The organism is Bradyrhizobium sp. LA6.1 (assembly GCF_040547805.1).
Classification (GTDB): domain Bacteria; phylum Pseudomonadota; class Alphaproteobacteria; order Rhizobiales; family Xanthobacteraceae; genus Bradyrhizobium; species Bradyrhizobium barranii.
In genome coordinates, this window is sequence record NZ_JBEPQK010000003.1 from 345,590 (window position 1) to 369,610 (window position 24,021).

General features: G+C 64.2%; 24 protein-coding genes and 1 tRNA gene. 11 read left to right on the forward strand and 14 right to left on the reverse strand.

Annotated elements, in window-relative coordinates; genetic code table 11:
* Positions 1-88: 88 nt before the first annotated feature.
* A complete protein-coding gene (locus ABIB99_RS08795) occupies positions 89-481 on the forward strand; it encodes an NUDIX hydrolase (protein ID WP_028152127.1) in 393 nt (130 codons plus the stop codon).
* Between the two features lie 137 nt (positions 482-618).
* Here ABIB99_RS08795 and ABIB99_RS08800 read toward each other — a convergent pair whose 3' ends face one another.
* The 3 genes from ABIB99_RS08800 to ABIB99_RS08810 form a co-directional block, all read right to left on the reverse strand.
* Positions 619-861: a hypothetical protein gene (locus ABIB99_RS08800; RefSeq protein WP_063983193.1), complete on the reverse strand. Its 243-nt coding sequence runs from the start codon at positions 859-861 to the stop codon at positions 619-621.
* Positions 862-1,062: 201 nt separating this feature from the next.
* Positions 1,063-1,305 (reverse strand): hypothetical protein, encoded by a 243-nt coding sequence (locus ABIB99_RS08805; protein WP_028152129.1) that lies wholly within the window; start codon positions 1,303-1,305, stop codon positions 1,063-1,065.
* 671 nt (positions 1,306-1,976) lie between these two features.
* A complete protein-coding gene (locus ABIB99_RS08810) occupies positions 1,977-2,147 on the reverse strand; it encodes a hypothetical protein (RefSeq protein WP_167541702.1) in 171 nt (56 codons plus the stop codon).
* A gap of 213 nt (positions 2,148-2,360) precedes the next feature.
* Between ABIB99_RS08810 and ABIB99_RS08815 the strand changes: the two genes are divergently transcribed.
* The gene (locus ABIB99_RS08815) at positions 2,361-2,729 is read left to right on the forward strand and encodes a hypothetical protein (RefSeq protein WP_049807936.1); all 369 of its coding nucleotides are present in this window, start codon (positions 2,361-2,363) and stop codon (positions 2,727-2,729) included.
* 101 nt (positions 2,730-2,830) lie between these two features.
* Here the strand turns inward: ABIB99_RS08815 and ABIB99_RS08820 are convergent, their stop codons facing one another.
* A complete protein-coding gene (locus tag ABIB99_RS08820; RefSeq protein ID WP_354175467.1) occupies positions 2,831-3,001 on the reverse strand; it encodes a hypothetical protein in 171 nt (56 codons plus the stop codon).
* 278 nt (positions 3,002-3,279) lie between these two features.
* Here ABIB99_RS08820 and ABIB99_RS08825 point away from each other — a divergent pair, with 278 nt between their 5' ends.
* Positions 3,280-3,942 (forward strand): hypothetical protein, encoded by a 663-nt coding sequence (locus tag ABIB99_RS08825; protein WP_354175468.1) that lies wholly within the window; start codon positions 3,280-3,282, stop codon positions 3,940-3,942.
* A gap of 1,001 nt (positions 3,943-4,943) precedes the next feature.
* Here ABIB99_RS08825 and ABIB99_RS08830 read toward each other — a convergent pair.
* Entirely contained in the window at positions 4,944-5,231 is a 288-nt protein-coding gene (locus ABIB99_RS08830; RefSeq protein WP_063983198.1) for a hypothetical protein, read from the reverse strand.
* Positions 5,232-5,419: 188 nt separating this feature from the next.
* Positions 5,420-5,692 (reverse strand): hypothetical protein, encoded by a 273-nt coding sequence (locus tag ABIB99_RS08835; RefSeq protein ID WP_063983199.1) that lies wholly within the window; start codon positions 5,690-5,692, stop codon positions 5,420-5,422.
* A gap of 435 nt (positions 5,693-6,127) precedes the next feature.
* Between ABIB99_RS08835 and ABIB99_RS08840 the strand changes: the two genes are divergently transcribed.
* Positions 6,128-6,364, forward strand: a complete 237-nt coding sequence (locus ABIB99_RS08840) for a hypothetical protein (RefSeq protein WP_085404758.1) — start codon at positions 6,128-6,130, stop codon at positions 6,362-6,364.
* Positions 6,365-6,728: 364 nt separating this feature from the next.
* Here ABIB99_RS08840 and ABIB99_RS08845 read toward each other — a convergent pair.
* The 3 genes from ABIB99_RS08845 to ABIB99_RS08855 form a co-directional block, all read right to left on the reverse strand.
* Positions 6,729-6,804 (reverse strand) — tRNA-Lys (locus tag ABIB99_RS08845).
* Between the two features lie 327 nt (positions 6,805-7,131).
* Positions 7,132-9,801 carry a glycosyltransferase gene (locus ABIB99_RS08850; RefSeq protein WP_354175470.1) on the reverse strand — a complete coding sequence of 890 codons (2,670 nt, stop codon included), beginning with the start codon at positions 9,799-9,801 and terminating at the stop codon, positions 7,132-7,134.
* 214 nt (positions 9,802-10,015) lie between these two features.
* A complete protein-coding gene (locus ABIB99_RS08855) occupies positions 10,016-10,612 on the reverse strand; it encodes a beta-1-3, beta-1-6-glucan biosynthesis protein (protein ID WP_166341254.1) in 597 nt (198 codons plus the stop codon).
* 222 nt (positions 10,613-10,834) lie between these two features.
* Between ABIB99_RS08855 and ABIB99_RS08860 the strand changes: the two genes are divergently transcribed.
* Positions 10,835-12,499, forward strand: a complete 1,665-nt coding sequence (locus tag ABIB99_RS08860) for a glycoside hydrolase family 17 protein (protein WP_175627350.1) — start codon at positions 10,835-10,837, stop codon at positions 12,497-12,499.
* Here the strand turns inward: ABIB99_RS08860 and ABIB99_RS08865 are convergent.
* Positions 12,459-12,839, reverse strand: coding sequence for a hypothetical protein (locus tag ABIB99_RS08865; protein WP_028147889.1), 381 nt, complete (start codon positions 12,837-12,839; stop codon positions 12,459-12,461). The two genes, ABIB99_RS08860 and ABIB99_RS08865, sit on opposite strands and share 41 nt — an antisense overlap.
* A 146-nt stretch (positions 12,840-12,985) precedes the next feature.
* Positions 12,986-14,356, reverse strand: a complete 1,371-nt coding sequence (locus tag ABIB99_RS08870) for a hypothetical protein (RefSeq protein ID WP_354175471.1) — start codon at positions 14,354-14,356, stop codon at positions 12,986-12,988.
* A gap of 171 nt (positions 14,357-14,527) precedes the next feature.
* On the opposite strand from ABIB99_RS08870, the gene glmU reads away from it, so the two are divergent.
* Together glmU and ABIB99_RS08880 are read left to right on the forward strand one after the other, a co-directional pair.
* Entirely contained in the window at positions 14,528-15,895 is a 1,368-nt protein-coding gene (glmU, locus tag ABIB99_RS08875) for a bifunctional UDP-N-acetylglucosamine diphosphorylase/glucosamine-1-phosphate N-acetyltransferase GlmU (protein WP_354175728.1), read from the forward strand.
* 12 nt (positions 15,896-15,907) lie between these two features.
* Positions 15,908-16,093 carry a hypothetical protein gene (locus tag ABIB99_RS08880; protein ID WP_354118179.1) on the forward strand — a complete coding sequence of 62 codons (186 nt, stop codon included), beginning with the start codon at positions 15,908-15,910 and terminating at the stop codon, positions 16,091-16,093.
* A 9-nt stretch (positions 16,094-16,102) separates the two neighbouring features.
* Here ABIB99_RS08880 and ABIB99_RS08885 read toward each other — a convergent pair whose 3' ends face one another.
* Complete coding sequence (locus ABIB99_RS08885) at positions 16,103-16,321, reverse strand: hypothetical protein (protein ID WP_028158733.1); 219 nt, start codon at positions 16,319-16,321, stop codon at positions 16,103-16,105.
* 219 nt (positions 16,322-16,540) lie between these two features.
* Here ABIB99_RS08885 and glmS point away from each other — a divergent pair, with 219 nt between their 5' ends.
* The 3 genes from glmS (at position 16,541) to ABIB99_RS08900 (ending at position 20,190) form a co-directional block, all read left to right on the forward strand.
* Positions 16,541-18,367: a glutamine--fructose-6-phosphate transaminase (isomerizing) gene (glmS, locus tag ABIB99_RS08890; RefSeq protein WP_063983209.1), complete on the forward strand. Its 1,827-nt coding sequence runs from the start codon at positions 16,541-16,543 to the stop codon at positions 18,365-18,367.
* 89 nt (positions 18,368-18,456) lie between these two features.
* Entirely contained in the window at positions 18,457-19,227 is a 771-nt protein-coding gene (locus ABIB99_RS08895) for a DUF502 domain-containing protein (RefSeq protein ID WP_354175473.1), read from the forward strand.
* Positions 19,228-19,332: 105 nt separating this feature from the next.
* Positions 19,333-20,190, forward strand: coding sequence for an NAD(P)-dependent oxidoreductase (locus ABIB99_RS08900; protein ID WP_038955477.1), 858 nt, complete (start codon positions 19,333-19,335; stop codon positions 20,188-20,190).
* A gap of 28 nt (positions 20,191-20,218) precedes the next feature.
* Here ABIB99_RS08900 and ABIB99_RS08905 read toward each other — a convergent pair whose 3' ends face one another.
* The gene (locus ABIB99_RS08905; RefSeq protein ID WP_354175475.1) at positions 20,219-20,509 is read right to left on the reverse strand and encodes a P-loop NTPase family protein; all 291 of its coding nucleotides are present in this window, start codon (positions 20,507-20,509) and stop codon (positions 20,219-20,221) included.
* 445 nt (positions 20,510-20,954) lie between these two features.
* Here ABIB99_RS08905 and panE point away from each other — a divergent pair, with 445 nt between their 5' ends.
* Positions 20,955-21,884 (forward strand): 2-dehydropantoate 2-reductase, encoded by a 930-nt coding sequence (gene panE / locus ABIB99_RS08910; protein WP_354175476.1) that lies wholly within the window; start codon positions 20,955-20,957, stop codon positions 21,882-21,884.
* On the opposite strand, the gene recG is transcribed toward panE, so the two are convergent.
* On the reverse strand, positions 21,881-23,989 hold the full coding sequence (gene recG / locus ABIB99_RS08915; RefSeq protein ID WP_354175478.1) for an ATP-dependent DNA helicase RecG: 2,109 nt from the start codon (positions 23,987-23,989) through the stop codon (positions 21,881-21,883). The two genes, panE and recG, sit on opposite strands and share 4 nt — an antisense overlap.
* Positions 23,990-24,021: the final 32 nt, after the last annotated feature.

Consider the following 24,021-nt stretch of genomic DNA (forward strand, 5'->3'; position numbering starts at 1 on the left):
ACGGGCTGTGGTCAAAGCGCCCCACGAACTTGTCTATTCAACTAGACAAGTTACGATAGGACGATTCTGTTTTCGATCTACGGCAGTAATGGCGAAGTCTTCCAAGCTGGTTGCCGCAAAACGCGGCAAGGTATTGTTGGTCAGACGGCGGTCGGACGGCCTGTGGATGTTCCCGGGCGGCCGCAAGCGTTCGCGCGAGTCCGACAAGGACTGCCTGCGGCGGGAGATCAAGGAGGAGCTGCCCAAGCTGAAGCTCGGCCGGATCAGCCTGTGGAAGGAAGTGACGGCCAGGAATAAGCGCTCCGGTCGCAAGATGAGCGACGCGATCTTCATCGCCAAGGGTGCCAAGGGCAGGCTCGAGATCGGCGACAAGAAGGAGATCGACCGGGCCGCCTGGCAGAAGCCGCGCGGCATCCGCCTGACGCCGACCTCGCGCTACATCCGCGATCGGCTGTTTCCGAGCAAGCCGCGGCGCCAGTGAGGAGGGGGGCCGCGTCTTCGCGGCGCCGGTGCGACAAATCGCCCGCTGGTCCACAACACGAGCCCGAAATCGACAGATGATCGTGCGGTCAGGTCGGCCTACGGTCGTGGTCTGATCGAGACGGCCCCAGCCAGCCGCTATTGCTTGACCGCCAGCGTGTCCAGGCAGTGGTTGAGATAGACGGTGCGATCCCTGGGCAGCACCTTGTCGAGATCCGCCTTCAGTGCGCATTCGCGTTGCCGCATCTGCTCGGCCCGGCGCTTCTCGGCCGCCTCGCGATATTCGGGGGCAACCTTGTTGGGATCGACCAGCGCCTGCGCGCGGGCGGGAGCAGTCACGGCGAGCGCGATGGCGGCGATGATGATAATGAACTGCTTCAAATGAGCCTCCGTAAAAGGGCTCATGCTAGCGCGAGGGTAGCGAGGGCTCAAACGGCAAGTACGGCGAGGCGACCGATCGCGCAGCCTGTCCAAGCTGCGTCCGAGAGGCTGTCGGCGGAGTCGGTTTCGACGACCTGACGTCGGCCAAGTGAAGTGGGGTAAGTGAAGTCGGCCAAGCGAAATCGGCCAAGCGAAGTCCATTCACTTCGAGGCGTGGTCGATCTTGTGCCCGAGATGCCCGGTGTCGTGATCGCGACGCAACTGGCTCAGCGAGGTCTCGTTCAATTGATGCAAGACCTCGCTGAGCGGGGTCGCATCGGGATAACCGGCCGCAAATGCCTTTCCGTAGATCTTCCGCAACGTACCGACCAGCGTGTTGCCGTGCTTCTTGCTGATCGCGCCATCCTTGTCCCGATGGCGGCCGTCCAGGCCCGGTTCCTTCATGTGGTTCTCCCTGTGCGGCGTCTTAAGCGCCTGGAGAGAGCGTGCTCCCAAACGAATTGGTTGGCAACGGTGCGGCGCGCGGGAGTTGAGCGGCGGTCCGCTCGATCGCAAGAACGTCGCGTTCGCGCTTCGCTCTCCTAGCTGTGAAGCCGCGTCAGATCGCGGTGGGTCGGTCGGCGTATTACATGAGCGGGAACGGACTCGATTGGAGCCGATACGATGCGTGTTGTTTTGGCCCTGGGCCTCCTGATCGTCTTGTGTACGTCTGCGGACGCCGCGCACCACGCTCGTGCGCACAATCCTGCGACACGCCATCCTCCGGTTGATCGTTTCGGCACGGAAGTGAATCCTCGCGTGCGCTTCGCGGTCCCCGGCTGGAGCGATGAAGCAACGGCGCGCTGGCTCAATAATGCCTCGTCCAACGTCGGCCGAGGCGGATAGCTATACCCGGACGCGGTACGCGAAGATCGGCGGAGCCGTGTGAACCAGTTCACACTCGCGCTTCGAGACCGGTGCTATCAAGGCCTCATTGCTTTTACCGATTGATATTTTGAAAACGCCCCAGCGCTCCCTACCAGGCGCTGGGGTTTTCATTTCGATCACGATCACCGCTCGCGAAGCGTGATCGGACCGGACGGGTGCTTTCTGAAAAGTGCCGAAGGGCGGGGCGGCTAAGCGGCTTGCTCCTCAAACGAGGTGTAGACCTGCCCGGCCGGATCGACGATCTGAACGTCCCAGCAGCCGTCTTCGACGAGCTCTCGGGCCTTCTTGAGGGCGGCCGCGAGTGACAGCCGCTTGAGGCTGACGACGCCTGCCGTGTCGAAACCGCTGATTTCAAACATGCCGTTCCTCCGGTTCTCCTGAATCTTACACCTTTCGAGGGCGTTGTCTCCCGGCTTTTGTGGCAAGGCCCATGGAACCGCAGCTGCAGTGTCCAGTGCAGCGCGGTGGCCGCCATCGTGCCATCGGCCGACCCTGATGGTCGCGGCGCTCCCGTCGCGTTCAGGCGTCATTCAGAGGGCTTGTCTATCTTGCGGCCTTGGAGGACCGCTTCGATGTTGATCACCACTATTGCGACAATCCTTGCTCTTCATGGCGGTGCAACTGCGCCTGCCGCAGCTGTCGAACGCCCGCTCGAGGTGCAGTATCGCGGCGTGCCGAGACATCCGCCGCCGTGCGGTGATCATTGGGATCAGAGCGCCCGCGACGGGATGTGCTATCCCAACGGCTATCTCCGTCCCGAAGACCAGGCGGCGCTGCAGGGATACTATCAGGGCCCGCGGCCTTACTATGGAATGCGCCGGCGTCCGGTGCCATGCGGCCACGGCGCTGACGTCGATATCCGCGACGGTGTCTGCTACCCCAACGGCACGGTTCCACTACAATTCCAGGACCGGCCAGAGAATTATTATCGGCGGTACTGAGAGACGGGCCGTCAGGCGTGAGACCGGGTGTGCTCCGGATCAGTGTGCTCCTGATCAGCGTGCTCTTGATGAGCTAGCCGCGGAGCCGGTCCAGCGCTACGCTAAGCGGCCTGCTCCTCAGACGAGGTGTGTACGCGCCCGGTTGGATCGACGATCTGAACGTCCCAGCACCCGTCTTCGACAAGCTCTCGGGCCTTCTTGAGGGCGGCCGCGAGTGACAGCCGCTTGAGGCTGACGACGCCTGCCGTGTCGAAACCGCTGATTTCAAACATGCCGTTCCTCCGGTTCTCGTGAATCTTACACCTTTCGGGGGCCTTGTCTCTCGGCTTTGGTGCTTCGAAGCAGGCGGCCGCGTGACTCATTCGGTCGCATAGCCCCCCGTAATCGGCCGGGGCGGCTGGGCCTGCCAGGCGGCCACGTCGCTAACGTGGAATTAATCCAAAATGCCCACAATTTTAGGCAGTTGTAGGTGGGTGCTGCGTAGAGGAGCCGTCGCGAGGACGTTCCGGCGTCGGCTTCCTGTTGCTCGCTCATTTGAGGTCAATGGACAATGACCACGACATCCGAGGCGCAAGGCCTCGTCGAACAACTCGACCCCGCGGCGCTCGCGCTCGCAGTCGCAGCACTCGAGCCCGCAGCCCCGGAAGCTCCAGCACCGGCCAAGCGGCCCAGCCGGAAATCGGTCCTGGCACTGTCGGTGTGTGCCTTGGCCATCAATGGTGCGGCGGCGATCTATACATTGCCGGCTGATCTTCCGTCGCCGAATCTCAGCAGTCTGGCTGAACTGCTTCCGCGCCGGGAAGCTTCCGCGCCAAAACAGGATCCGGTTGCCGCTGCCTTGAAGGACATTCAGTCGGCTCAGCAGCAACACACGGCTTCGCTGCAGGAAAACAATCACGCCTTGCAGCAAAATGCAGCCCTGCTGCAGCAGGATTCAATGGTGCTGTTGTCTCTGCGGCAGAGCATCACGGACGAACGGGTCGATGTGAGGAAGATATCTTCGCAGCTGTCCACGCTCATCGCGAAGGTCGATACGCTGCAGAATGCAATGATGTCGGACGTCACGTCCTCGATCCGAAAAGCAAACGCGCGCTATGGACTGTCGGCAGCGATGCGGAAACGGATGGTCCGGCAGTCGAAGTCTGTTGGGCCGGTTTCGGTTGGAGGAGCGCCGCTGAGCGTGCCGGCCGTGGTTTCGGCGCCGGAAAGCTGAAGACAGGTCAGGCAAATCACCTGACACTACTGGCCCTCGAACTCACGCTGGCCGGTCTTCTTGTCACGCCAGGCAGGACACGATGGCAAGCACGACGTCGGCGCCCAGGTCCCCTGAGTACATCGTGAAAAGGACGCCAGCGCCAAGAACAACAGCAAAGACCTTGAGAATAATCATTTTGAGATCCCCTCGTGGGTGACGAGAGACTGGACGCGGATTGTTTCCTGAGTGCTTCGCGTAATGCGGTGAACGGTTTCATTCACCGAGGCGTTATCCGTGAAGGGCCGCTCGACTTAGAGGCAGCAACAGGGGCTGCTGCGCCCCGATGCATTTTCGAGATCAAGCCCGAGGGGCATCGCAATCGAACTGGCGCGCGCCAACGGTGACTTCAAAACTCTCTCGCAAGAGCGAGCGCAAGGTCTCAGTTGCTCCGTTCCGACCTCCAGCCGGTTTCCCGATGTGAAATGGTGGCGGTAATATCGGCATCTCTGCCGGCCGACTGGCGCCAGGCAGCCACGCCGAAACACACGGTCAGCGTTAGTGTCGTCAGCAATAGCAGCACGGACAGAAACTGGCTCACGCACACCCCCGGCAAGATCACGCGCGAACGCGCGCACATCTGGTTGATTCGGAAAATGCAGTCCGACTGACCTAGGGTGCGTTTTCCCCAAGGTTGCAGACCCTTGGACCAACACTCGTAGCCCTTGAGCCACCGCGCTCAGGAGCCGGCTCCGCACGCACCAGGCTTCTGCGCTTCACAAGAATTGGCCGGCTATTGCCGTCGCCACGGCATAAGCTTTGGCTGGATGCTCGATGGCAGCCTCGCCGGCCGTCGCTCTATGATAGAGGCGATTGTTGGAGGCGGTGACTCTACAGCGCTGCAGATCCCGTCCGACCGACCAAATTGGAATCGCAGCCCTAGATCTCGCGATGGAATTAGCTGGCAACGCAACGAAGCGCTGACCGGCCGGTTCGCGCTGGCGGCCCCCCTTTAGAATTCGCTAGTTGGGGGGGCTGCCGCTCTTGGCCTTGGACGAATGTTTCACTACCGGTTTGGCCGGCGTGGCCGGCTTCTTCGCTTCGTCGCCGCGGGCAGTTCCCCACGGATCGACTGCCTTCTGGTTGGGAACATTGCCGAGGGAGCGTTGATAGGCGCGCTCGGCCCGAATGTCGTCCGCCTTCTCGGCCTCCGTCTTGTCCTTGGACTCGCCGTACATTGGAACATGGTCCTGAGCCAATGCGGTCTGTCCGATCAGGGCAAACATGACAGCGGCGGCGATTTTGCGCATCGAGAAACTCCCGGTTCTGCGACTAGCATAACATCGCGCCGATTGCGGCATCAATGCATCGGAGTGGCGTCCGGTAACGGCTGATGACGCATCGCCGCCGGTTGAAGCGGTAGAGATAAGCCCGCCGGCTCACAAGGTCGGCGGGGTTCTCTTGCGGGGCAGGCTAGTCATCATCCGCCGACGAACCGTTAGTTCGCTAGTTGAGCGCGCGCCTGTTTGACATTGCGTGAGACGACACGATCGTAGGCCGATAAAGCGGCATCGGTCGCTAACTCAACCATTTCTCGATAGGCGCCGTCGTTCGTTTGAGTGAAGCTTTCGCGGATTGCTCTGGCAAGCTGTTCGTCTGAAACGGCGTCTCCCGGGGCCGCTCGTCCGGTGAGTCGGCTATACAGATTCAAGCGATACACGTCGGCGGCGATTTGCCAGGCCCAATCCTCCAGTCCCAGTTGTTGAACCACCCGGTCGACCCCTTGCTCTACGCGCAGAAAAATTGGGGTAGTCGACGCTGGGCATAGAAAAAACTAACTCAGGTTAGAAAAAAATCTGCCCTACAAATTCAGGTGGAAGCCGCCGCTCGAGGCGCGCACCGGTTCAGGCACCAACAAATACGCCGCCGGGCACTAATACATTGTCCCGGCGGCGGTGTTCATTTCCAGCCCCGAGATGGGAACTAACAAAAACCTCGGATAGAGATTTTACGTACGAAACCTGGGAAGGTTTCAGGCTGCCGGTTCACGCTGGCGGGCCTTGGCAGGCCCTGCAAACGCCTGTTGATGTGGCCGAGGAAGCTGTCACATTACTTTGACAGACAGGTGCCAATTTGGAAGGCGCTGGGATTTCAGAGCCCAGACCGGAATACGCGGCGAACGCTGCCAAGCGAATATATTCCGCTTGTGCAGCGTTCAGTATCCTCTCAATTTCGGGAGTTCGGCGTGTTTGATGCTGAAATGACTGCGCTGCTCAGGGCGGTGCTCGATGAAGTTTGCGAAAATATTCCTGTAAGCGAGACGGGCGCCAGAGCGTACGTTGCTTCGAAGCTGCTCGATGCCGCGGCACATGGACAGTTCTCAACCGACGCGTTGAAAGCAGCGGGTCGCGAGGCCTTGAACCCACCAACGATGTGGCGCTGATTATCCGCTCCACATCACTCGATCACATCGTATTCGAAGGCGACGCCCTCCGGGTCGTTCTCCTCAAACCATCGTTCCGCGGCGCCCACCGTCGCGAAGACCTTGATGTGATCGATGTCGCCGACCTGCTTGGGGTGTTGCGCCGGCCCTAGTGGGGCTCTTTCGCGCGCATGGAGCGCATCTGCCTGGATCTGGCGGACGGAGAGGGCGTGCTGCCGCTTGAGCGCGCCGGCCTAGTGGCGATCGCGAGCAACTACCGCGCCGCCATCCTCGACGCCCAGACCGGCAATCGATTTGCAGACACGGTGCAGACACAAGGGATTTTGGATCGGCTTGTTTATTCGCTTAAGTCTTTGATTTGGCTTGGTGAGCGCGCTGGGGCTCGAACCCAGGACCCCGTGATTAAAAGTCACGTGCTCTACCGGCTGAGCTACGCGCTCCCATGGCCGCTGATGGCTTTCAAGATCGATCGCCATCGTCTTCGGACATTCGAGAAGCATGTCTTGCCGCTGCCTCAACTGGCGTCGCGGGGAAAAACCGGCTGTTTCCGGATCATGCTTTCGGCCCGCGCTGTGTAGGGGGACGGGGCGCTGAGGTCAATAGTGCGAGTGGCGGCCCAAACTCTTGGCGGAGGCGGGGATTCGCTCGCGGTATCCGCCGCTTAGGCCAGAATTTTCAACTCGATTGGCGGCCCGCTATCCACGCCGAACAGCGCCGGTGGCTTGCCGGCGCGGAGGTTTCACCCGCGCCGAGAGGCCGTTCGTCCGTCAGTTCGCTTCCCGCCGGACCTCGCTCGGCACTGGCTGCGGCGTGCCGGCGGGGGTCGGCAGGGCCACGGGGCGCAGGCCGATCAGCTCGGCGGTGCGGATCGCGCTGTCGCGCCAGAACTGGAACGAGTTGATGCGGCTGAGCTCGAGGATCGCGATCGCGACCGCGGCCAGGAACGGCAGGCTTTGCAGCACCAGGACGCCGGCGAAGATGTAGATCTCGGTGATCTGGCGATAGCTGTTGGAGGCGATCAGCACGCCGGCGCCGATCACCAGCAGGGTGCCGATCACGGCCTCCCAGAATGCCTGGAACTCGATCGACATCCTGGACAGGCCGCCCTTGGAGGTGCGCGCGAACGCGATGTGCTCGGTGATGAGACCTTGTGCCACCGCGCGCGACACCGTCCATTGCACGCTCATCGCGGCGATCATCGCGCCCATCATCTGGCCGGGCTTGATCGCGACGCGCGCGCGGTACATCGACAGGAAGTGCGCGAGCGAGACGATGAAGGCGCCGATGATCGGCAGCGTCAGAATCTTGTCGGGGATGGCGATGTCGGCGAAGGCGACGATCGGCACCCAGATGAGATTGAGCAGCGCCACCACCACGCCGAGGCTCTCGGCGCCGAGCCAGTTCAGCCAGCCCAAGCCATATTCGCGCTTCTGGTCCGGCGTCAGCCGGCTGCGGCCGGGCAGGAAGTGCCGCCAGTGCTTCTTCACGATCTGGAGGCCGCCATAGGCCCAGCGGTGACGCTGCTTCTTGAAGGCCTCGTAGGTGTCGGGGAGCAGGCCCTGGCCGTAGCGGTGATTGGTGTAGTGGGTGGTCCAGCCGAGTTCCTGGATCGCAAGGCCGAGATCGCTGTCCTCGCAGATCGTGTCGGATGACCAGCCGCCGGCCATGTCCATCGCGGCGCGGCGGATCAGGCACATCGTGCCGTGCACGATGATGGCGTTGGCCTCGTTGCGCTGGACCATGCCGATGTCGAAGAAGCCGGCATATTCGCCGTTCATGATGTAGTGCATGATCGACAGGTCGCCGTCGCGATGCTCCTGCGGCGCCTGCACGAGGCCGACGCGCGGGTCGGCGAAAGCCGGCACGAGGTCTTTCAGCCAGTCGGGATCGACGGCATAGTCGGCATCGAGGATGCCGATGATCTCGGCATCGACGGCGGTGCGGTCCATCGCGATCCGCAGCGCGCCGGCCTTGAAGCCCTGCACCTTCTCGGCGTTGATGAACTTGAAGCGTTCACCGAGCGCGCGGCAATGGTCCTGGATCGGCTGCCAGAACGCGGGATCGGGCGTGTTATTGATGATGACGACGCATTCGTAATTCGGATAGTTCAGCCGCGACAGCGCATCGAGCGTCTGCTTCAGCATCTCGACCGGCTCGAAATAGGCGGGGATGTGGATCGAGACCTTCGGGTAGTAATTCTCGGGAACGTTCTCGACCGGCTTGCTCTTGGAGAGCAGCCGCTGCGGCGGCCGGCCCAAGGCCACCGCCGCGATCTCGTCGACGCGCGCCATCGCGATGAGGACAAGGGGAACAAGCAGGATCATGCCGAGCGTGAGCGCGAAGGCCGAGCCGAAGATGAAATAGTGGTCGTTCCAGAACGCGAACACGGTCGCGGCCCAGGCGCCGACGCCGTTGGCGGTCGCCGATAGCAGGAACGCCTGCCTGGCGGTCGGCTGTTCCAGCCGCAGGATCGGCAGCGACAGGAGGATGCCGATCAGCAGCGCAATTCCCATCAGCTTCCAGTAGTCGGGATTCTCGACCGGGCCGGTCCAGGCGAATTTCGGCTCGCGGCTGGCGTTGAGGATGCCCCAGTACGGGCCGACGCCGCCCTCGAAATATTTCCAGGGCTGATCGATGGCTTCGACGATGTTGTATTCCATGCCGATGGCTTCGGCGCGGCTGACGAAGTTGCGCAAGGTCAGCGCCTGCTGGAACGGACCTGGGTCGGCGTTGCGAAGGTTGTAGCCCTGGCTCGGCCAGCCGAATTCGGCGATCACGATGCGCTTGCCCGGGAACAAATTGCGCAACAGGTTGTAGCGATCGACGGCCTGGTCGACGGCCTGGTCCGAGCGGAAGTTTTCCCAATAGGGCAGCACGTGGGCGGCGATGAAGTCGACGTTGGAGGCAAGGTCGGGATTGTCGCGCCAGATGTTCCAGATCTCGCCGGTCGTGACGGGCACGCGGACCGAGCCCTTGACCTTCTTGATCATGTCGATGAGGTCTTCGACCTTCTGCTCGCCGCGGTAGATCACCTCGTTGCCGACCACGACGCCGACGACGTTGCTGTTCTTGCGGGCGAGTTCGATGGCGGCCTTGATCTCGCGCTCGTTGCGATCCTTGTCCTTGTCGATCCAGGCGCCGACGGTGACCTTGAGGCCGAACTCTGCCGCGATCGGCGGCACCAGCTCGACGCCGCCGGTGGACGAATAGAGACGGATCGCGCGCGTCATCGTCGACAGCGTCTTCAGGTCGGCGCGGATTTTCTCGACGGTGGGGATGTTGTCGATGTCGGGGTGCGCCGCGCCTTCGAACGGGGCGTAGGAGACGCTGGGCAGCAGGCCCTTGAAGTCGGGCGCGGGTTCCTTGTCGCGCAGGACTCCCCAGATGCCGGCGTGAAGCACGGACACAAGCAACAGAACGGCGGCGACAACGCGCATCGCGGCTAAACCAAAAGGGGCTGAGGTGGCAGGGAAGCGGATCCGACCCCGAGATCCGACCGAGTCCGCGGCAAATGGAGCATACCTCTGCCGCGCGGTTTCACAACTGTCATGGCCTCATGACCGTATGAGGGCATGACAGTTTTGGAATGTGCGGCAGTGCCAACCGCTTCTATCGCCGATCGTTCCTGAACGGCGGCTGAAACGATCGCGGCTATTTCGAGGGCGCCGGTGTCGGGCTTGCCGCAGGCGCGGGGCTCGCGGCCGGCTGCGGGGCCGGCGAATTGCCCGTGGTTGGCGCCGCCGGCTGGGAGGCGCTGGCTGACGCCTGCTGCGGCTGGGATGCCGGGTTGATCCAGCAGGCGTGCACGCGGCTGTCCAGGGTCTCGGCGACCTTGGGATCGATCTGGCCGCCAAAGCGGGTCAGGCAGCGGAAGGCGGCCTGGATGTGGCCGCCGGGGCAGCCGAAGCGGTCGTAGAGGTCGAGATGGCGGAACGCGGTATCGAGGTCGTCGCGCCACATCAGCCGCACCACGCGCCGGCCGAGCCAGACGCATTCGGGGTTGCCGGCCGGGCCGTTGATGACCTGGGCTGCTTCGGCGAACTCGTCGGTGCGGCGCTGGTTCTGGGCGGCGTCCTTGGCGGCGGCATCGGCGGGCTGGGTGGTTGCCTTGCCCTGGTCCGGGGCGGGCGTGCCGCTCTGGGCGGAGGCGCCACCGAGACCGACCATCACGACCAGGGAGGAGACGGCCAAGGTGGCGGCGAACTGCCGCAGGACCGCATTTCGTAACTCGAACACCCGTTGCCGCATGAATTCCCCAATATATCAGCTGACCGCCCGCGCCAGGACCTCGCGGACTCGCCGGTGATGGCGTCCAAATGGGTCCCCAATGCGGCGGCAAAGTCCTGCCGAGTCCATGACCTGAATTTGAAATTTTGTCCAGCAAAGTCACGATCCTAGGCCTCTGTCGAACGGCCGCAGGTAAATTCCTCGGGGGAGGGAAGGATCCATCCCGGACACACCCCTTGGCAGATGGCGCGTGAGCAGGTAATCGACGGCACCTCGCGGAGGACGGAACCGATTTCTCTTCGTACGCCACTGGCGCTTCTGCTCGTTTCACTGGGTGCGATTGCTGCCGTGTGGTGGTGGCTGGCCACGCCAATCACGCTCGCGCGCGCCCCGATCGACCCGGCCGACAAGGTCCAATGCGTCTCGTATGCGCCGTTCCGCGGGGAACAGTCGCCGCTGAACGCGTGGACCCATATCGAGGCCGACCAGATCGAGCAGGATTTGCGCCAGCTCAAGGAGATCACCGACTGCGTCCGCACCTATTCGATGGAGAACGGGCTCGACCAGGTGCCGGCGATCGCCGCCAAGGTCGGCGGGCTGAAGGTGCTCCAGGGCATCTGGCTCTCCAGCAACCGCGCCAAGAATTTTGAGCAGGCCGCGCTCGCCGTCCGCCTCTCCAAGGAATTTCCCGGCATCATCACCAGCGTCATCGTCGGCAATGAGGTGCTGTTGCGCGGCGAGATGACGACCGCCGACCTCGTCTCCATCATCCGCTCGGTGAAGGCGCAGGTCAGCGTGCCCGTCACCTATGCCGACGTCTGGGAGTTCTGGCTCAGGAATCGCGAGGTCTATGACGCCGTCGACTTCGTCACGATCCACATCCTGCCTTATTGGGAGGATGTTCCGGTGAAGGCGAAGTTCGCAGCGAGCCATGTCGAGGCGATCCGCGAGCGCATGGCTGTCGCGTTCCCCGGCAAGGAGATCCTGATCGGCGAAACCGGCTGGCCCAGCGAAGGGCGCATGCGCGAGGGCGCGCTGCCGTCGCGCACCAACCAGGCACGCGTCGTCTCGGAAATCCTGGGCCTGGCGAAAGCGAACAAGTTTCGCGTCAATCTGATCGAGTCCTATGACCAGCCCTGGAAGCGCAAGCTGGAAGGCACCGTCGGCGGCTATTGGGGCCTGTACGACTCGGTGCGCCGGAACCTGAAATATCCGCCGGGCCAGCCGATCAGCAATTTCCCGTACTGGAAATGGTACATGGGCGCCGGCATGGGTCTCTGCGTGCTGGTGTTCGCGGTCGCCGGCCTCACGCTGCGCAGGCGGCCGTGGACGCCGCGCTTCTCGGCCTGGCTCGGCGTCGCGATCTCTGCGACGTCAGCGGGCACCTTGCTCGGGATCGGCGCCGACAAGATGTATTATGAGAGTTACGGCATCGGCGGCTGGCTGCACTGGGGCGCGCTGCTTCTGGCCGGCATCCTGTCGCCGATCTTCTGCGCGCAGGCGATGGTGATCGGCCGCAGCCTTCCGACCTTCCTCGATCTGCTCGGCCCGCGCGAGGGCCGCAAATGGTCGAAGCTCACCGCCGTGCTCGGCCTGACGCTGGCGGTGACCGCGGTGATCGCGGCGCAGACCGCGCTCGCCTTCGTGTTCGACTCGCGCTACCACGACTTCCCCTACGCCTCGCTGACGATGGCGGTGGTGCCGTTCGCGGTGCTGATGCTGAACCGGCCGCAGATCGGCCAGCGTCCGATGGCGGAATCGGTATTCGCGGGCCTGCTCACGCTGGCGGCCGCCTATGTGCTGTTCAATGAGGGCCGCGAGAACTGGCAGTCGCTGTGGACCTGCGCGATCTACTTGCTGTTCGCGTTCACGCTGTGGCGGGCGCGGGCCGAGCAAATCCAAGAATGAACAGGCCGATCGCAAGGCCCGACAGCACGACATTGTAGAGCACGATGCCGAGGCCGGCGGCGACGATGCCGACGGTCAGCAGCACGATCGACGGCCGCATCAGGTTCAGCGTCGCAACCACCAGCGCGACGATGCCGAACACCGAATTCTTGAACAGCACCGTCGAGACCGTGCGCGCCTTGCAGATCAGCGTCTGCAGGCCGGCGTCACAGGCGAGGCCGACGGTCGAGTTCTCGATGCCGAGATAGCGCAGATAGATCGCATAGCCGACGGACACGAAACCGACGACGATCAGGAACTGCACCTGGTAGGGCGTGAGGCGGAAGGGCTTTTTTGTCATGGGCGCAATATGGTCGGGATGACGGGAGGGGGCAACAGGCGAGGTGGATATTTCTGATCGCTTGCGCTGTTCGACGAGTCATTGGTCAACGGCCATTGACGCCCCAATTTGATGAGAGGCCGCAGTGATCTAACTCGTGCGCGTTCCTACCGCCTGAAGAACGACGACAGCGTCGATCCCGCCGAGGCCGTCTCCGGCTTCGCTGGTGCGGCCGGTGGCTGAGGTGCGGGGGCAGGCGCGGGCTCCTCGCGCTTCGACGAGCGTTTTGAGGAGTAGCTGCGGCGGCGCTTCTCCGGTTTGGCGGCAGGAGCGAGCGCCGGCGCGGTCTCGGCTTGCGGCACGGCGTCCTGGGTCTTGTCCGCGTTCTTCTCCTGAACCCGGTCCTGAGTCTTCTCTTGGCCCTTCTCCGATCCGCCGCGCATCGACAGGCGCTGGCCGTCGAACACGGTGGTCTCGCAATGGCGGTCGTTCTCGGCAAGGCCTGCGCAGAGCTTTGCGGCGGCGGCCGCATTGATCAGCGGGCCGGCGCCCAAACGGAGCTGCATGCCGAGGCCGGCATTGCCTTCCTTGATCATGATGATCGGCCGCAGCGCCGCGATCTCGGGATTGGACTTGATCAGGCCGCGCCAGAGCGCGCGCAGGCCGTCGAGCGAGTTGGCGCCGCCGAGGTCGATGGCGAAGCGGGTCTGCTGGACCGCGATTGCAGGGGCCTCGCTCTCGGCCGTCTCCGGCGGCTTGGCTGGCGCCGCTGCGACCTCGGTCGTCGCCGGCGCCTGCTCGGGCTTCTTCTCGGCGGCCTTCTCAGTCGTCTCGGGCTGCGTCAGCTTCGATGCGGCGGGATCAGGTGGCGCCATGATCGACTTGGATGGCACCAGCGGAAGCATCGGCAGTGCCGACGTTGTCAGCGGCGACTGCGACACCAGCGACGCCATGGCGGCGTTCTGCGGCGGCGGGATCAACTGGTCCTTTGCGACCTCCTTCACAGCGTCCTTTGTCGGCTCCTTCGCCTGGTCCTTCGCGGCTGCCGCGCGCGGCTTGTCACTCGAGGGAGCCGGCGTCGAGGCGACCGGCGCGACGGTCGGCGCCGCGGGCTGGGTGTCAGGCGCCGGCGCGTCCTGCGGCTTCGCGCTCTGCTTGGCGATGGCGCCGGTGACGGAATCCATCCCTTGCTCGAGCACGGTGACGCGCGAATAGAGCCGGTCACGATCGGTGTTCAGCGTCTCGATGGCCGAGGCGAGGCGGCGGGCCTCGTTCTGGCTCTCCTTGGTCAGCATCTGGAGCCGGTCGGCCTGGCGCGACAGATCGGCCGACGCAACCTGGTCACGGCGCCAGCCGAGCTGGGCCTGATTGGCCATCACGGCCATCACGACGGCGCCGACGGCAACCACACCCCACGCGCCCAGCCGCCACATCATGCTGCGGTCGACCGCGCTTTCCTCGGCCAGAAGTCCGGAGAACAGCCCGCCGGTCTCCTTGGTCCCGAAGGCGTCCGCCAGTGGGTCGGAATCCTTTGCCATGAACGTTAAGTGCCCAGCCCCGAACAGCTTCCCCGAATCAATCAGGGAACATTAACAGGAAAACCCCGTCGCACTTGAATTCCGGGCGTTTGCGGGGGTAGCAAGGCGACAGCTCATGACGGCATCGGCCTGCCGCCGCCCGTTGATTCGGCCATGTTTGACAGGATTTCGATGACCGCCCGTTCCAGCCTCACGATCGTGCTCGCCGCCGGCGAAGGCACGCGCATGCGATCGAACCTGCCGAAAGTGCTGCATCCGGTCGCCCACCAGAGCCTGCTCGCGCACGTGCTCGCCGCCACACCGAAGGGAACCGGCACCTCGCTCGCCGTCGTGATCGGCCCCGACCATCAGGCGGTCGCGGACGAGGCGAAACGCATCCGTCCCGATGCGCTCACCTTCGTGCAGGCAGAACGGCTCGGCACCGCGCATGCGGTGCTGGCGGCGCGCGAGGTGATTGCGCGGGGCGCGGACGATCTGCTGATTGCCTTCGGCGACACGCCGCTGATCTCGGCCGAGACCTTTTCGCGGCTGCGCGCGCCGCTAGCGAAGGGCGCAGCAATCGCCGCGCTCGGCTTTCGCGCCGCCGATCCCACCGGCTATGGCCGCTTCATCGTCGAGGGCTACCGTCTGGTCGCGATCCGCGAGCATGCCGATGCCAGCGCGGACGAGCGCAAGATCGATCTGTGCAATGCCGGCCTGATGGCGATCGACGGGCGCCGTGCACTCGCGATCCTCGACAAGATCGGCAATGCGAATTCGAAGGGCGAATATTATCTGACTGACGCGGTCGGCGTCGTTCGTGAACAGGGATGGGAGTCCGTCGTGATCGAGACCAGCGAGGACGAGGTGCGCGGCATCAACACCAAGGCGCAGCTCGCGGAGGCCGAAGGCGTGATGCAGGCGCGCTTGCGCAAAGCGGCGATGGAAGCAGGCGTCACGCTGATCGCGCCCGAGACCGTTTATCTGTCCGCCGACACCGTGTTCGGCAATGACGTCACCATCGAGCCGTTCGTGGTGATCGGTCCGGGCGTGTCGATCGCCGACGGCACGGTGATCCATTCCTTCTCGCATATCGTGCAGACCACGCTCGGCAAGAACGTCTCGATCGGCCCCTATGCGCGGCTGCGACCCGGCACCTCGCTCGGCGACGGCGCGCGCATCGGCAATTTCGTTGAGACCAAGGCCGCGACGCTGGAGGCCGGCGTCAAGGTCAACCATCTCTCCTACATTGGCGATGCCACCGTCGGCGCCAATTCCAACATCGGCGCCGGCACCATCACCTGCAACTACGACGGCTTCAAGAAGCACAAGACGATCATCGGGCAGGGCGCCTTCGTCGGCACCAACTCCTCTCTCGTCGCGCCCGTGAAGATCGGCAACGGCGCCTATATCGGCTCCGGCTCGGTGATCACGCGCGATGTGCCCGACGACGCCATGGCGCTGGAGCGCAACCAGCAGACCATCCGGGAAGGCGGCGCGGCGCGCTATCGCGAGATGAAGACCGGCGGCAAGAAGCCGGAAAAGAAGCCGGAGAACTGAGCGCCAACTGCCGTGTCCTCTCGCTTTGTGCGCGATCTCTTCAGTTTTCTGATCGACACATTCGTCACGGGGATGGGGCGACGGCTGCTGCGGGAAGTGAACGAGTACGATCCGCCCGAGATTCTGGCCCTCGTCATCGGGCTGGCGTTCTGGGCGCTCCTCATTTCCCTCGTCTGGGCCGTGACGCTGGGGTGGTAAGGCGCGCCGCTATTCGTCGTCGGAGAATTCCGAGAAGATCGCGCGCGTCAGGCGCCAGCCGCGCGGCTTGGCGCGTTTCGCAGGTTCTCCGGCGGCGTGCTTGACGAAGACGGGCTTGCTTTCCTTGCCGCGCTGGGGCGGCGGCCAATGCGCAAGGTGCGTGCCAGTGGTCTCGCTGGCGTGGGCATACATCGATGACAGGCCTTTGCGGCCGGACGAGCTTTTCATGACCTTACTCCCTGGCCGAGAATCGTTGGTCAAACTTATTGACAACAAGTTAATTCGCGCGGTTTAAGGCCGGCCAATTCGACGCAGTCGAAGCCGGATGCGAAACGGTGCTGTCTCAATCAGCAATAATTATTGAGTATCTGGTACCTTAGGAACTTCGCTAAAGACCGAGCGGATCGTTTAGGCGATTTTTCGACGATTTGGGGGATATTGATCCGCATGTGCGGGATTGTCGGCATTCTCGGGCGCACGCCGGTTGCAGAGCAATTGGTGGATTCGCTCAAACGTCTTGAATATCGCGGCTACGACTCCGCGGGCGTCGCCACGCTCGAAGGCAAGCATCTCGCGCGCCGCCGCGCCGAGGGCAAGCTGAAGAACCTGGAGAAGCGCCTCGAGGCCGAGCCGCTCAAAGGCACAACCGGCATCGGCCACACCCGCTGGGCCACCCACGGCAAGCCGACCGTCAACAATGCCCATCCGCACGCGACCGAACGCGTTGCCGTGGTCCACAACGGCATCATTGAGAATTTCCGCGAGCTGCGCGAGGAGCTCGAGAAGAAGGGCACGGTGTTCCACACCGAGACCGACACCGAGATCGTGCTGCATCTCGTGGACGATCTGCTCACGCGCGGCAACAAGCCCGTGGAAGCGGTGAAGCTGACGCTGGCGCGGCTGCGCGGCGCCTTCGCGCTCGGCTTCATCTTCGCCGGTGACGACGACCTCATGATCGGCGCCCGCAACGGCCCGCCGCTCGCGATCGGATATGGCGACGGCGAGATGTATCTCGGCTCCGACGCCATTGCGCTCGGCCCGTTCACCGACACGATCAGCTATCTCGAAGACGGCGACTGGGTCGTGCTGACGCGCAAGGGCGCCACGGTCTTCGACAAGGACGGCCACGCCGTCCAGCGCGAGAAGATCAAGCACGCCGCCTCGACCTCGCTGGTCGACAAGGCCAATTACCGCCACTTCATGGCGAAGGAAATTCACGAGCAGCCGGAAGTGGTCGGCCACACGCTGGCGCGCTATGTCGACATGGCGACCGAGCGCGTCTCGCTGCCGGTCAAGCTGCCGTTCGACTTCAAGAGCATCCAGCGCATCAACATCACCGCCTGCGGCACCGCGAGCTATGCCGGCTTCGTCGCCAAATACTGGTTCGAACGCTTTGCGCGCGTGCCGGTCGAGGTCGATGTCGCCTCCGAATTCCGCTACCGCGAGGCGCCGTTGCGCAAGGGCGATCTCGCCATCTTCATCTCGCAATCGGGCGAGACCGCCGACACGCTGGCCGCGCTGCGTTATGCCAAGGCCGAGGGCGTGCACACGGTGGCCGTCGTCAACGTGCCGACCTCGACGATCGCGCGCGAGAGCGAGACCGTGCTGCAGACACTCGCCGGTCCCGAGATCGGCGTCGCCTCGACCAAGGCCTTCACCTGCCAGCTCATGGTGCTGGCAAATCTTGCGATCGCGGCCGGCAAGGCCCGCGGCGAATTGTCCGACGAGGACGAGACCAAGCTCGTTCATGGCCTCGTCGAGATCCCGCGCCTGATGTCGGACGCGCTCACCACCGAGCTCCAGATCGAGAAGCTCGCGCGTGAGATCGCCAAATCGCGCGACGTGCTCTATCTCGGCCGCGGCACCAGCTTCCCGCTCGCGCTCGAAGGCGCGCTGAAGCTGAAGGAGATCTCCTATATCCATGCCGAGGGCTATGCCGCCGGCGAGCTGAAGCACGGGCCGATCGCGCTGATCGACGAGACCATGCCGGTCGTCGTCATCGCGCCCTATGACCGCGTGTTCGAGAAGACCGTCTCCAACATGCAGGAGGTTGCCGCCCGCGGCGGCAGGATCATCCTGATGACGGACGCCAAGGGCGCGGAGGAGGCGACCGTCGAGTCCCTCGTCACCATCGTCATGCCCGACATGGCGGCCGCGTTCACGCCGATGGTCTATGCCGTCCCCGTGCAGCTGCTCGCATATCATACGGCGGTCATCATGGGCACCGACGTCGACCAGCCGCGCAACCTCGCGAAATCGGTGACCGTGGAATAGGCAGAAGGGATCAGGCCGGAACGCTAGGTAGTCTTCCAAAACCTGCTAGAAGACCCTAGCTTGAGTGCAGCGACCGACCTGGAACCCGAATGACCCCCCGCGACGACGCGCCTGCGCCGCTTGATCCCATCCCGGAACCGCATACCGGCCTGATGGGCCGCTTCCGCAATTATTTCCTCACCGGCCTCGTCGTGACGGGGCCAATTGCCATCACGCTGTATCTGGTCTGGTGGTTCGTCACCTGGGTTGACGGCGTGGTGCGGCCGTTCGTGCCGTTGGCCTATCGGCCCGAAACCTATCTGCCGTATGTCATTCCAGGTTGGGGACTGATTGTCGCATTCTTCACGCTGACGCTGGTCGGCTTCCTCGCCGCCAACCTGATCGGCCGGACGCTGGTCGATATCGGCGAGACCTTCCTCGGCCGGATTCCGGCAGTGCGCGCCATCTATCGCGGCCTGAAGCAGGTGTTCGAGACGCTGTTCTCGGGCAAGGGCTCGAGCTTCCGGAAGGTCGGCCTGGTCGAGTTTCCGTCGCCGGGCATGTGGTCGATCGTGCTGATCTCGCAGTCGCCGAACGAAGAGGTCGCGCGCAGCCTGCCGGGTCAGGAGGAGCACGTCTCCGTGTTCCTGCCGTGCTCGCCGAACCCGACCACGGGCTTCTTCTTCTACGTGCCGAAGAGCAAGATCGTCGAGGTCGACATGAGCACCGAAGATGCCGCGACCCTGATCATGTCGGCCGGCGTGGTGCAGCCGGGCTCGGCGCCCGACCCGAAAAAGGCCGCCGCGCTCGCGGGCATGGCGAACGCCGCGCGCATCGCCCATGCGTCCGCGCTCCAGCCCCAGCCTGCGAAGGTGGAGTAGGGCCATTCCCGTTTCGGATGGCCGCATTCGCGCAAGCACTTTCGTCCTCTGCTAGTCTTCCGGTTGAATTGAGCGCCTCGCTCGGAATTCGACCTGGAGTGCATGATGACGAAGACCATTGCGATCCTCGCGCCCGGCGCCATGGGCAGCGCCGTAGCCCGCCGCCTTGGCGAAAACGGTGCGCGCGTGCTGACGTCGTTGAAGGGGCGTAGCGAGGCGACGCAAAAGCGCGCCGCTGACGCCGGTATGATCGGCGCCGAGGACGACGCGATCGCGGAGGCCGACATCATCCTTTCGATCGTGCCGCCGGGCGAAGCCGTGGCTTTGGCCGAACGCCTGGCGGCGCTGATCGTCCGGCGCGAGAAGAAGCCCATCGTCGTCGACTGCAACGCGGTCAATGTCGATACCGTCCAAAGAATCGAGGAGATCATCGGCTCGGCGCAGGCGCCGTTCGTCGATGGTGGCATCATCGGCTTCCCGCCGCAGCCCGGCGGCAAGAGCCCGGCTTTCTACCTGTCCGGCGAGTACGCTGGGGATCTCGCGGTGCTGAAGGATCTCGGGCTCGACGTGCGGATTGTCGAGGGACCCGTCGGCGCGGCCTCCGCGCTGAAGATGTCCTATGCAGGTATCGTCAAGGGCCTGGCCGGCATCGGCTCGGCCATGGTGGTCGCGGCCACGAAAGCGGGCGCGGCCGATGCGCTGCGCGACGAGCTCGCGCTGAGCCAGCCCGCGGTCCTGGCCCGGCTCGAAGTCGCGCTGCCGGACATGATCCCGAAGGCCTATCGCTGGGTCGCGGAGATGCGGGAGATCTCGGGTTTCCTCGGGCCCGACCATCCGGCGAGCCAGATCTACGAAGGCTTTGCACGCTGGTTCGAGCACCTCGCCGCGGACGCGAATGGCGAAGCGGTGGATGCGGCACTGCTGAAGGCCTTCGCAGCGCGTGTCGCGCAGAAGAAGGCCTGACCGTCCAGTCTGAAGTCACGGCGATGGATCACTCGCCGTGCACTGAAACCGACTCCAGAAAACCCTGGATGTCCCGGTCGCGTCTCAGGCGCACGACCGGGACATCGGGGCCATATTGAAGGCGCTCGGCCTCGATGACGGGCACGCGCTCGGTGTCGTAGCGCCACGCCTCCTTCATCAGTTTCCAGTCGAACTGTTCCGGGCATCCCTCGGGCAGATCGGGTCGCGTCGTCGCGATCGAACGCGGAGCGCCAGAGAATGCGCCACTGGCAGAGCCAGCGTGGGCGGTCGATGACGACCAGGGTGTCGGCACGCGCAAGCGTGAGATCGAAGGCGAGCCCCGAGAAGCTGCCGTCGATGACCCATGCGTCGCCCGCGATCTCCTCCGCGACGCGTAGACGGAAGCTGGCCTTGTCGGATGGCTTCCATCCCGGCCGCCAGTAGAGCACGTCGAGATGCACCACGGGCAGTCCAAGCTTCCGCCCGAGACTTCGGGAGAGGCTCGTCTTTCCGCTTCCCTGAGAACCGACGACGATGACCCTGCGCATGAGCGCAAGGTTTCATAAAGTCGACCGCGGCGAAAGGGTGAGTCTTCTGAAGCGGCTCTATCCACTTCGTCGTTGCGAGCGCAGCGAAGCAATCCAGCCTGTCTCCGTGGGAAGATTCTGGATTGCTTCGCTGCGCTCGCAATGACGGGGAGGAGACGCCGCACGCCCCGTCTGCTATTGTTTCTGCGGAGACAGATGGATGCAATCGGAGTTCGAATGAGAGTGCTGGTGATCGGCGCAGGCGCGCTTGGAGGCTATTATGGAGCTCGCCTGGCCCGAGCCGGCGGCGACGTGACCTTTCTGGTGCGGCCCGGACGGGCGGAGCAATTGCGGCGGAATGGACTGCAGGTCGTGAGCCCGCATGGCGACTTTGCCGTGCAGCCGAAGATCGTCCTGGCTAACGATCTCAAGGAGACGTTCGACGTCGTGCTGGTCGGGGTGAAATCCTACTCGCTCGACGATGCGATGGCCCAGTTTGCCCCGGCCGTTGGCGCCAACACGATGATTCTGCCGATACTCAACGGATTGAAACATATTGACGCTCTGACCGCGAAGTTCGGTGCTGCGCGCGTCCTCGGCGGCCTGGCGAACGTCAGCGCCGGGCTCGACGCGGATGGTCGTGTCGTTCAGTTCATGGCCAATCAGACCATCGTCTTCGGCGAGACCAACGGGGCGCTGAGCGAGCGTGCGCTCGCGCTGGAAACACTGCTCCATGTCCCCGGCATCGACGTGCGCGCCAGCGAAGCGATCATGCAGGACATGTGGGAGAAGTTCGTCCAGCTCAGCACGCTCGCCGGCATCACTTGCCTGATGCGCGCAAGTATCGGCGACATCCTGGCGGTGCCGAACGGCGAGCAGTCCATTTTCCGGCTGTTCGCGGAATGCTGTGCCGTTGCAACGGCGTCGGGTTTTGAGCCACGCGCCCCGTTCATCGAGTTCGACCGGAAACTGTTCACCACGCTGAACTCGCCGCTCAAGGCTTCGATGCTGCGCGATATCGAGCGTGGTTCGGTCACCGAAGCGGAGCATATCCTGGGCGATATGGCCAATCGCGCCCGCACGCTCGGTATCGATACGCCGCTGCTGGATCTGGCCCGCGCGCATGTGGCGGCTTATGAGGTCGGGCGCCGAAGAGCAGCAGGCTAACCCGCCCCGATCAGCGGGATCGCCTCGTCCCGCTCGTAGAGATACAGCAGGCACCGCAGCGCCTCGCCGCGCTCGCCCTTCAGCTTCGGATCGTCCTTCAGGATCCGCAGCGCCTCGTCTCTAGCCTGGGTGATGAGCTGGCCGTGCACCTCCGAGCGCGCGATGCGGTAGCCGGGCAGGCCGCTCTGGCGCACGCCGAGCACGTCGCCTTCGCCGCGCAGCTTCAAATCTTCCTCGGCGATGCGAAAGCCGTCGGTGGTCTCGCGGATGACCTTCAGCCGCGCCTTCGACATCTCGCCGAGCGGCTCGCTGTACAGCAAGAGGCAGGTCGAGGCTTCCGAGCCGCGCCCGATGCGGCCGCGGAGCTGGTGCAGCTGGGCCAGTCCAAAACGTTCGGCGTTCTCGATCACCATGATGGTCGCGGCCGGCACGTCGACGCCGACCTCGACCACGGTGGTCGCAACCAGAAGGCCGATCTCATGGGCGGCGAACTGGCCCATCACGCGGTCCTTCTCGGTGCCCTTCATCTGGCCGTGGACGAGGCCGACGCGGTCGCCGAAACGCTTTTGCAAGCTCTCGAAGCGTTTGGTCGCATTGGTCAGGTGCTCGGTGCCCTCGGCCTCGGATTCCTCGACCAGCGGGCAGATCCAGTAGACCAGCTTGCCCGCCTCCAAGGCCCGGCCGATGCTGTCCGTGACCTCATTGAGGCGGCTCATCGATATGGTGCGGGTCTCGATCGGCTGGCGGCCGGCGGGCTTCTCGCGCAACTCGGAGATGTCCATGTCGCCGAAATAGGTCAGCACCAGCGTGCGCGGGATCGGCGTCGCACTCAGCACCAGCACGTCGACGGCGGCGCCCTTCGAGGTCAGCGCGAGGCGTTCGCGCACCCCGAACCGATGCTGCTCGTCGACGACGGCCAGGGCGAGATCGCTAAAGATCACGTCGTCCTGGATCAGCGCGTGGGTGCCGACGAGGAGATTGATCTCGCCGGCTTCGAGTTGCGCCAACAGCTCGCGCCGCTCCTTGCCCTTCTCGCGGCCGGTGAGGATGGCCACGCGCAGCCCTGCGCGCTCCGCGAGCGGGGCGATGGTCTTGATGTGCTGCCGCGCCAAAATTTCCGTCGGCGCCATCAGCGCGGCCTGCTTGCCGACCTCAGTGACGGCGGCGGCCGCCAGCAGCGCCACCACGGTCTTGCCCGAGCCGACATCGCCCTGAAGCAGGCGCAGCATGCGCACGGGTTGTTGCAGATCGTTCGCGATCGCGGCGGTCGCTTCTCGCTGCGACGACGTCAATGCATAGGGCAGGGCGTCGATGATCTTGTTGCGCAAGTGACCGTCGCCGGCGTTGCGGACGCCGGCGGGGCGGCGCAATTGGGCGCGGATCAGGGCCAGCGCGAGCTGGCCGGCCAAGAGTTCGTCGAAGGCGAGGCGCGACCAGTAGGGCTTTTCGGGCAGGATGTCGGTGAGCTCGACCGGCTGATGCACGCGGCTGAGCGCCTCGGTGACCGTCGGAAAACTGCAGCGGCGCATCACCTCCGGGCTGATCCATTCCGGCAGGGCGGGCAGCTTCTGCAGCGCTTGCGCGACCGCGCGTCGCAGCGAGCCGAGCGCCAGACCCGTGGTCAGCGGATAGACCGGGTCGATGCCCGAGAGCTTCGAGATCGCCTCTTCATCGAGCACGCGGTCGGGATGCACGATCTGCGGGATGCCGTCATACATCTGGAGCGTGCCCGAGACGTAGCGCTTCTCGCCCATCGGCAGCAGCTTTTCGACATAGCCGGGCTTGGCGCGGAAGAAGGTCAGCACGACGTCGCCGGTGTCGTCGCTGGCGTAGACGAGATAGGGCGCGCGGGCGTTGCGCGGCGGAGGCGGACGATGGCGATCGACGGTGACCTCCAGCGTCACCATGGTTCCCTGGACGGCGTCGCGGATCTTTGGCCGCGCGCGGCGGTCGATGACCTGGCTCGGCAAATGCAGCAGCAGGTCAACCAGGCGCGGCGTCTCATTGCGGCTGAGCAGGTACTGCAGCAGCTTGTCCTGCTTCGGACCGACGCCGGGCAGGCTGGTCACGGGAGCAAACAGCGGATTGAGCAGGCTGGGGCGCATGAGAGCGAATCTAGGATCGTTTCGGCCCGTCA

Excerpts from the sequence above, each read along its gene's own strand:
- ABIB99_RS08900 (WP_038955477.1), top strand. The coding sequence starts at position 19,333 with ATGACGAAGACCATTGCGATCCTCGCGCCCGGCGCCATGGGCAGCGCC.
- ABIB99_RS08895 (WP_354175473.1), top strand. The coding sequence starts at position 18,457 with ATGACCCCCCGCGACGACGCGCCTGCGCCGCTTGATCCCATCCCGGAA.
- ABIB99_RS08830 (WP_063983198.1), bottom strand. The coding sequence starts at position 5,231 with ATGCGCAAAATCGCCGCCGCTGTCATGTTTGCCCTGATCGGACAGACC.
- ABIB99_RS08870 (WP_354175471.1), bottom strand. The coding sequence starts at position 14,356 with ATGGCAAAGGATTCCGACCCACTGGCGGACGCCTTCGGGACCAAGGAG.
- glmU (WP_354175728.1), top strand. The coding sequence starts at position 14,528 with ATGACCGCCCGTTCCAGCCTCACGATCGTGCTCGCCGCCGGCGAAGGC.
- ABIB99_RS08815 (WP_049807936.1), top strand. The coding sequence starts at position 2,361 with ATGTTGATCACCACTATTGCGACAATCCTTGCTCTTCATGGCGGTGCA.
- ABIB99_RS08855 (WP_166341254.1), bottom strand. The coding sequence starts at position 10,612 with ATGCGGCAACGGGTGTTCGAGTTACGAAATGCGGTCCTGCGGCAGTTC.
- ABIB99_RS08885 (WP_028158733.1), bottom strand. The coding sequence starts at position 16,321 with ATGAAAAGCTCGTCCGGCCGCAAAGGCCTGTCATCGATGTATGCCCAC.
- ABIB99_RS08860 (WP_175627350.1), top strand. The coding sequence starts at position 10,835 with ATGGCGCGTGAGCAGGTAATCGACGGCACCTCGCGGAGGACGGAACCG.
- ABIB99_RS08820 (WP_354175467.1), bottom strand. The coding sequence starts at position 3,001 with ATGTTTGAAATCAGCGGTTTCGACACGGCAGGCGTCGTCAGCCTCAAG.
- ABIB99_RS08810 (WP_167541702.1), bottom strand. The coding sequence starts at position 2,147 with ATGTTTGAAATCAGCGGTTTCGACACGGCAGGCGTCGTCAGCCTCAAG.
- panE (WP_354175476.1), top strand. The coding sequence starts at position 20,955 with ATGAGAGTGCTGGTGATCGGCGCAGGCGCGCTTGGAGGCTATTATGGA.
- ABIB99_RS08795 (WP_028152127.1), top strand. The coding sequence starts at position 89 with ATGGCGAAGTCTTCCAAGCTGGTTGCCGCAAAACGCGGCAAGGTATTG.
- glmS (WP_063983209.1), top strand. The coding sequence starts at position 16,541 with ATGTGCGGGATTGTCGGCATTCTCGGGCGCACGCCGGTTGCAGAGCAA.
- ABIB99_RS08865 (WP_028147889.1), bottom strand. The coding sequence starts at position 12,839 with ATGACAAAAAAGCCCTTCCGCCTCACGCCCTACCAGGTGCAGTTCCTG.
- ABIB99_RS08805 (WP_028152129.1), bottom strand. The coding sequence starts at position 1,305 with ATGAAGGAACCGGGCCTGGACGGCCGCCATCGGGACAAGGATGGCGCG.
- ABIB99_RS08850 (WP_354175470.1), bottom strand. The coding sequence starts at position 9,801 with ATGCGCGTTGTCGCCGCCGTTCTGTTGCTTGTGTCCGTGCTTCACGCC.
- ABIB99_RS08825 (WP_354175468.1), top strand. The coding sequence starts at position 3,280 with ATGACCACGACATCCGAGGCGCAAGGCCTCGTCGAACAACTCGACCCC.
- recG (WP_354175478.1), bottom strand. The coding sequence starts at position 23,989 with ATGCGCCCCAGCCTGCTCAATCCGCTGTTTGCTCCCGTGACCAGCCTG.